This is a genomic window from Lewinella sp. (assembly GCF_050633125.1).
Taxonomy (GTDB): domain Bacteria; phylum Bacteroidota; class Bacteroidia; order Chitinophagales; family Saprospiraceae; genus Lewinella.
Genome location: NZ_JBOEFX010000016.1, coordinates 58,791 through 64,790, shown reverse-complemented (window position 1 = coordinate 64,790; position 6,000 = coordinate 58,791). Strand labels below are relative to the sequence as shown.

The 6,000-nt window shown below is 40.0% G+C and carries 8 protein-coding genes and 1 tRNA gene (1 of these 9 cut by a window edge); all 9 read left to right on the top strand.

What is annotated here, in order from left to right:
- A tRNA-Met gene (locus ACRBG0_RS03780) sits at window positions 1-50 on the top strand (it extends 52 nt beyond the left edge of the window).
- Between the two features lie 186 nt (window positions 51-236).
- Window positions 237-935: a metallophosphoesterase family protein gene (locus ACRBG0_RS03775; RefSeq protein WP_431485574.1), complete on the top strand. Its 699-nt coding sequence runs from the start codon at window positions 237-239 to the stop codon at window positions 933-935.
- Window positions 936-1,048: 113 nt separating this feature from the next.
- Window positions 1,049-1,552, top strand: coding sequence for a hypothetical protein (locus tag ACRBG0_RS03770; RefSeq protein WP_431485573.1), 504 nt, complete (start codon window positions 1,049-1,051; stop codon window positions 1,550-1,552).
- A 117-nt stretch (window positions 1,553-1,669) separates the two neighbouring features.
- A complete protein-coding gene (locus tag ACRBG0_RS03765) occupies window positions 1,670-2,104 on the top strand; it encodes an RrF2 family transcriptional regulator (RefSeq protein WP_431485572.1) in 435 nt (144 codons plus the stop codon).
- Window positions 2,105-2,212: 108 nt separating this feature from the next.
- Window positions 2,213-2,608: a group III truncated hemoglobin gene (locus tag ACRBG0_RS03760; RefSeq protein ID WP_431485571.1), complete on the top strand. Its 396-nt coding sequence runs from the start codon at window positions 2,213-2,215 to the stop codon at window positions 2,606-2,608.
- 300 nt (window positions 2,609-2,908) lie between these two features.
- Window positions 2,909-3,283 carry a hypothetical protein gene (locus ACRBG0_RS03755; protein ID WP_431485570.1) on the top strand — a complete coding sequence of 125 codons (375 nt, stop codon included), beginning with the start codon at window positions 2,909-2,911 and terminating at the stop codon, window positions 3,281-3,283.
- Between the two features lie 27 nt (window positions 3,284-3,310).
- The gene (locus ACRBG0_RS03750; RefSeq protein ID WP_431485569.1) at window positions 3,311-4,678 is read left to right on the top strand and encodes a vanadium-dependent haloperoxidase; all 1,368 of its coding nucleotides are present in this window, start codon (window positions 3,311-3,313) and stop codon (window positions 4,676-4,678) included.
- A gap of 7 nt (window positions 4,679-4,685) precedes the next feature.
- Entirely contained in the window at window positions 4,686-5,018 is a 333-nt protein-coding gene (locus ACRBG0_RS03745) for a hypothetical protein (protein ID WP_431485568.1), read from the top strand.
- Window positions 5,015-5,572 carry a 5-formyltetrahydrofolate cyclo-ligase gene (locus ACRBG0_RS03740; protein ID WP_431485567.1) on the top strand — a complete coding sequence of 186 codons (558 nt, stop codon included), beginning with the start codon at window positions 5,015-5,017 and terminating at the stop codon, window positions 5,570-5,572. Before ACRBG0_RS03745 ends, ACRBG0_RS03740 begins: the two co-directional genes overlap by 4 nt.
- Window positions 5,573-6,000 lie beyond the last annotated feature (428 nt).

Genomic DNA, 6,000 nt, shown 5'->3' with positions numbered 1-6,000 from the left:
TCGTCGGGCTCATAACCCGAAGGTCGCAGGTTCAAGTCCTGCCTCCGCTACAGAATCAGAAGCCTGATAATCGTTAGATTATCGGGCTTTTGTGTTTTTGATATTGTCCTTTTATTGAGGTTTCTTCAATAAAAGGAAGCCTACAGGGATTTTTTTTAACCTCATCATGGTTAGTGAAAATAAGGCAATAGAGATTGTTTAACCTTATTAGAGTGAACCCCTAACCACTTCGTAAAATGCCCCGGAAAATATTCATAAGCGACATTCACGGTTGTTTAAATACTTTTAATGAACTGCTCGATAAGTTGTCATTAAAAAAGGGCGACCATCTTATTTTACTGGGCGACTATATTGACCGAGGACCACATTCAAAAGGCGTCATTGATAGGATTGGCGAGCTTAGAAGTGCCGAATTTGCACTGACGATATTGCGGGGTAATCACGAGCAGATGTTGATTCATGATTATCTGTCAGAGACAATCAAAGGTTGGAAGGATATGGCAGACGAAGCCTTGAAGAGAAGCTTTGGCATAGAACGTTTAGAAGAATTACCTACGCCGTACTTTGATTTCTGCAACGAATTGCCTTTCTACAAGGAAGCGCATGGTTTTATTGCGGTACATGCCGGGTTAGATTTTAGCAATGAAAATCCGTTTCACTCTAAGGAGAATTTGATCTGGATCAGAGACTGGTATAAGAATATTGATTATCAGTGGTTGGGTAAAAGGGTAATCATTCACGGGCATACTCCGCAAACCAGGAAAGAAATCGAAAGGCAACTTGAGGAGTTAGAAGAAAAGCAAATCATCAATATTGATGGGGGAGCATTTCTAGCAGAACAAAAACAAAATGGCTTGGGCCAGCTTTGTGCATTCGATTGGACAAATAGAAAATTGTACTTTCAGGAAAATATTGAAGAAAGTAATAAATATTAACCTTCTTGAATTGTTATTGTAATCAACCCACTTGCTCCTTTTGTTTATTCTTCAAAAAATGTCTATTTTCATAAAATAGCCCGAACAATGCTGGGCACCCAAAATCAACTAAAATGGCAAAGAAATTATATCAGGAAAAACAGCAATTCCATGATTGGTTTGTTATTGCTCTACTTTCCTTGGCTACAGTTGGCCTCCTTTATGGAGCAGCTTCTGTTTTTTGGCAGCCCGATGTTACCGTCGTTTATAGCATTGCCTGCCTGGTTCTGGCAGCGGGGATAGGGTACACTATCTGGTGGTTACTAACCAGCCTACGCTATAAACTTAAGATAACGGATAAAAAGATCAAATTTCAATTTAAAAGCATCACAGAGACGTCTAAGAAAATTGCATGGGACGACATTGAATCCTGTACTTTAGTCAAAACTCCAAACTCCGCCAAGTGGCAAAGGCCCAAAGCTACGCTCACCGATGAGCAATTCTATTCTCTAGATGGTCGTAATGGCCTGATGATTGAGACTAAAGATGGAGGTCTGTACTTTATTGGTTGCCAAAATATGGAAGAACTCCAAGCGGCTCTCAATAGTGAGGATAAAATTTGGGAGATAATTTCTTGATCTGATTTTCACTTTGTTTTAAGGTTTGCACTTTTGTTAGCCTTGGCCTTAAAAAAAACATAGCAGACATTTTTGTCCGAAAAGCATTTTCTCTTTACTTTTACGAAAATTTAGTACATGTTTTCAAAAGCGTGTGAATACGGTATAAGGGCGACTATTCATCTTGCTCGCTTGTCGGAGAAAGATCAGCGCAGTAGCTTGAAGGAAGTAGCCAAAGCAATTGATTCACCTGTAGCATTCACGGGGAAAATCTTACAATCATTAGCTCGAAACGGAATAATCCTTTCAATAAAGGGACCAACAGGGGGCTATGAAATTTCTAAATCCAAGCTTTCTACAATTACGCTAAGTGAAATTGTAGATGCCATTGATGGTGACAATATTTACAAAGGATGCGGTTTGGGGCTGAAGAATTGCAATGAATCCAAACCTTGTCCAATGCACTTCCAGTTCAAAGCAATTCGGGATGATCTGAAACAAATGCTTGAAGTAACGACAGTGCAAGGTTTAGCCAACGAACTCCACAGCGGGCTGGCTTTTTTGAAGAGGTAATTTAGGGGATTTACAAAACAATATACACAGCTCGCTACGCCCTTTGCGTAGATTTTTTATTTCTCATCCCTTGTTTGACAATAAATCAGACAAAAACATCCAATATAAATGAAGGATATAAAAGATATTTCAAACATAGAAGACATACGGATACTTGTAGATACATTTTACGAGAAAATTCGCCAAGACGATTTACTGGGGGAGGTTTTCAATAAGGTCATTCAAGACCGCTGGGGGGAACACCTAGAAAAGATGTACCGCTTTTGGCAAACAGTTCTTTTGAAGGAACACACCTATTATGGTAGCCCCTTTCCTCCTCATGCTCAGTTACCTGTAGAGGCCGCTCATTTTGATCGTTGGAAACAGTTGTTTTTTGAAACTGTAGATGAATACTTTTTGGGCGGAAAGGCAACGGAAGCCAAGTGGCGGGCAGAGAAAATGGCAGAAATGTTTCAGATGAAAATTAACTACTATCAAAATACCCAGGCGAAACCGCTTGCGTAAGAGCTTGTTAAGGCATTTTGCGAACAAGCTCTAAACAGAATATTTAAAACATTTACGGTTGCTTAATTATAGGATATTGGTTTTGTTACAACTAATATCCGTTCCCTCATGACCACCACTTAAAAAGAAAATTATCCTATGCAGATACGAATAAAGCAGCATCGCCTATTACAACCGATTTTCTATTTCTTGCCTGTTCTTCTAATTGGAATTTTGGGCAGCAGCAAGCATTCAAACGATGAAATTATTTTGATGGATTTGTTCCGAAAGGAAAAAAAGTTGAATTGCACCCTTGTGTCAATGAAAGATAGCATTTCTACGGAATGGGATAACATCAACAACCTATTAGAGACCTCTCTCCCTCAAGAAATGCCTCAGGAAGAACGAATGAATATGCTAAAAGTAAGGAATGCCAATCTTATTAGGATGTTCCAGTCTTTTGATGGCTTGGACGAAGCTGTGAAAGTGGCTTTAATGAAAACAGAAGAAATGGACAAGGAGATGACTAAACGGATCACTTCCTTGAAAAAAGAGGCTAACGAAATCGAGTCGCAGAAAAGAGCACTTTTTGAAAAAATAAGCCAAAGCGTAGGAGCAGAAGAAGTTGCCAGAATTAAGGACGCTAATGAAGTACTCCTTTCTCTGGATTGCGAGAAATTTTTTAATCCTATTTAACAATCTTTCAAATCAAATTATTGACCAATGAAGAAGATTTATTTGCTATTCGTTGTACCTCTACTCATGGTGAGTTCTTGCCAGCAGGACGATGACATTTTAGTAACTAGCAGCCCGGCCTCTGAGTTTTCTTATAAGATTCCACTGACTTGGAATCAATTGTTCTTGGAGGTCGAAAGATATAGCCCTGGCTATAAGCCGCCTGTTTCTGCTCGGAATTTTGCTCATATTAACCTAATAGCTTACGAGGCTATTGTTCATGGTAGCAATGGAAAATATCAAAGTTTTTCCGGCCATTACTCCGGGTTGGCAATTGCTTTTCCTGAATATGGGGAAGAGTACAATTGGGAGATAAGCCTCAATGCTGCTTACGAGAAAGCATTTGAACTATATTTTCCAACGGCTCCGGCAGAACAACAATTTCAGATGTTGGATGTCAGCCATGCTTTGAGGTCAGAACTACAGTCATTAGTTGCGCCAGATGTTTATCAACGATCTGTTGAATATGGCCAATCTGTTGCTCAAGCAGTTTACGACTGGTCAGCAGCGGATTTCTGGGGGCATGAAGGTTATCTTTCCAATACGGACCCTGGCTATGTGGGGCCATCGGGGGTAGCTTTGTGGAAGCCGACCTATCCTGATTTTCAGCCAGCCTTGCTACCACATTGGGGCAAAGTCAGGACTTTTGCTGCTAATTCTAGTGATGTAGTGCCTCCCCCACCATCGTTCAGTACGGTTCCTGGCTCACAACTCTATGAGGAAGCGATGGAGACTCGCACCTTGGTAAACGAGATAAGAGCAGGCAACAATGAAGAAGATTATTGGATTGCCGAATTTTGGAGTGACGACTGTCCGATCCTTACCTTTACGCCGTCAGGAAGATGGGTTAGCATTACGAATCAACTCATTGCCATTGAACGACTGAATATGCTAGAAACGGTAACTGCTTATGCAAAAGTAGGGATGGCCTTATCAGATGCTGGAGTGAAATGCTGGGGTGAAAAATACCGCTACAATTGCTTACGGCCCATTGATTACATTCGTGAGTATATGGATGATCCTGATTGGAATACCGTGATGTGCCCCGACGGTTCAGGCGGGTTCTATACACCCAATTTCCCAACTTATCCTTCCGGGCATGCTACATTTAGTGGAGCAGCGTCAGTAGTTCTCGAGGATATCTTTGGAGAGAATTACATTTTTACGGACCGTAGCCATGAAGGACGAACGGAGTTTAAGAGTACCCCTAGAACATTCAATTCATTCAGGGAGATGGCATTAGAAAATGCGTATAGCCGTGTACCGCTCGGTGTGCATTTTATGTCGGATTCTGATGCGGGGAGTGATCTAGGCTTCACTATTGGTTCCAAGGTTGTAGAACTGCCTTGGAAATAGTTTGTATATGATATTCAAACTTTCTGAAATATTTATTTCGCAATCAGGGATATACAACTACTCAGTAGAGGTGTTGTATACCCTGAAATTGAATCCCGTTTTTATTGAAAAAATGACATGCCATTTTAAGCTGACTTGTCTTGAAAGCCAAGGAGTTGAGAGTAATTTGTGTTTTGCGAATAACAAAGAGGTCAGTGCTGACTATAGAATAACTTTTAGCAAAGCAGATGTCCTGAATAACATCTTTTTCCAACTTTCTGCTGAAGCGTTTAACCTTGAAAAAGAGGAAGTGGTTTTTAAGGAAGACTTTTTAGTTAATAATAAACTTGGTAAGAAATGATTGAAGAGAAAGGGAATGCTAAAGAACAAAAAAAGTACCTCCGTGAAATCATGCTCAAACAGCGGGATGGAATGCCCCGCAGTATACGAAATGCCCATTCTGAGAGGATATGCCAGCAATTGTGGGAGGCTATTTTGAACAATAAAGTACGGGTTGTTCACTGTTACTTGACAATGGGCTCGGAAATAAATGTCTTGCCACTATTGCAAAGAGCATTAGATGCCGGGTTGACTGTAGTCGTTCCTAAAACACTCAAAAAACGACAGATTCAAAATTTGATTTTGACCGACTTGAAAAACATGGAACCGGGTATATTCGGTACTTATCATCCTAAAAGTGCCCAAGAATATAGAGGTTGTTATGACCTTATTGTTGTAGCAGGCTTGGCGTTTGATAAAAAAGGATACCGGGTTGGATATGGCGGCGGTTATTATGACACCTTTCTTGCAGAGCACCTATCAGCAAAGAAGATTGGTATTTCCTTTCCCTTCCAAATGGTGGAGACCGTTCCAGTGGAAGAACATGATGTTAAACTGGATGAGGTGTTGTACTAGCATTAGAGAGATAAAGTGAGCGATGGTGTTTAGTCAAGGAATGAGCAGATGCTATTGTTTAAGGCCTGCCTTTTCTCTAAAAAGCGAATTTTTTTCGTTTATAAACGAAAAACGAATAGGTTGTTTGCTTGTTGGTACTTTCTTTATTCTCCTTACTAGAATAAAAATATTTTGTAATATATTGATTGTCAGGTGTTTGGTTGTTTGTGTAGGCGTGATGGCGCTTTGTGTAGGAAATTGGTCTGGTTTTTACATATAGTATAGTATACTGCAGAAGTGTAGTAATAAGAATAATTGCCTTTTTTATGCATGCATTGACATGCTTTGAGAAAACATAGAATCCAATCTATCCCAGTGTACTTTTCAGTTTTTGGGTTTAGTCCGCAAAGACTAAATCTCAATCCCGTTTGAAGTCAAAAGCTAATAAG

Excerpts from the sequence above, each read along its gene's own strand:
- ACRBG0_RS03775 (WP_431485574.1), top strand. The coding sequence starts at position 237 with ATGCCCCGGAAAATATTCATAAGCGACATTCACGGTTGTTTAAATACT.
- ACRBG0_RS03770 (WP_431485573.1), top strand. The coding sequence starts at position 1,049 with ATGGCAAAGAAATTATATCAGGAAAAACAGCAATTCCATGATTGGTTT.
- ACRBG0_RS03765 (WP_431485572.1), top strand. The coding sequence starts at position 1,670 with ATGTTTTCAAAAGCGTGTGAATACGGTATAAGGGCGACTATTCATCTT.
- ACRBG0_RS03760 (WP_431485571.1), top strand. The coding sequence starts at position 2,213 with ATGAAGGATATAAAAGATATTTCAAACATAGAAGACATACGGATACTT.
- ACRBG0_RS03755 (WP_431485570.1), top strand. The coding sequence starts at position 2,909 with ATGAAAGATAGCATTTCTACGGAATGGGATAACATCAACAACCTATTA.
- ACRBG0_RS03750 (WP_431485569.1), top strand. The coding sequence starts at position 3,311 with ATGAAGAAGATTTATTTGCTATTCGTTGTACCTCTACTCATGGTGAGT.
- ACRBG0_RS03745 (WP_431485568.1), top strand. The coding sequence starts at position 4,686 with ATGATATTCAAACTTTCTGAAATATTTATTTCGCAATCAGGGATATAC.
- ACRBG0_RS03740 (WP_431485567.1), top strand. The coding sequence starts at position 5,015 with ATGATTGAAGAGAAAGGGAATGCTAAAGAACAAAAAAAGTACCTCCGT.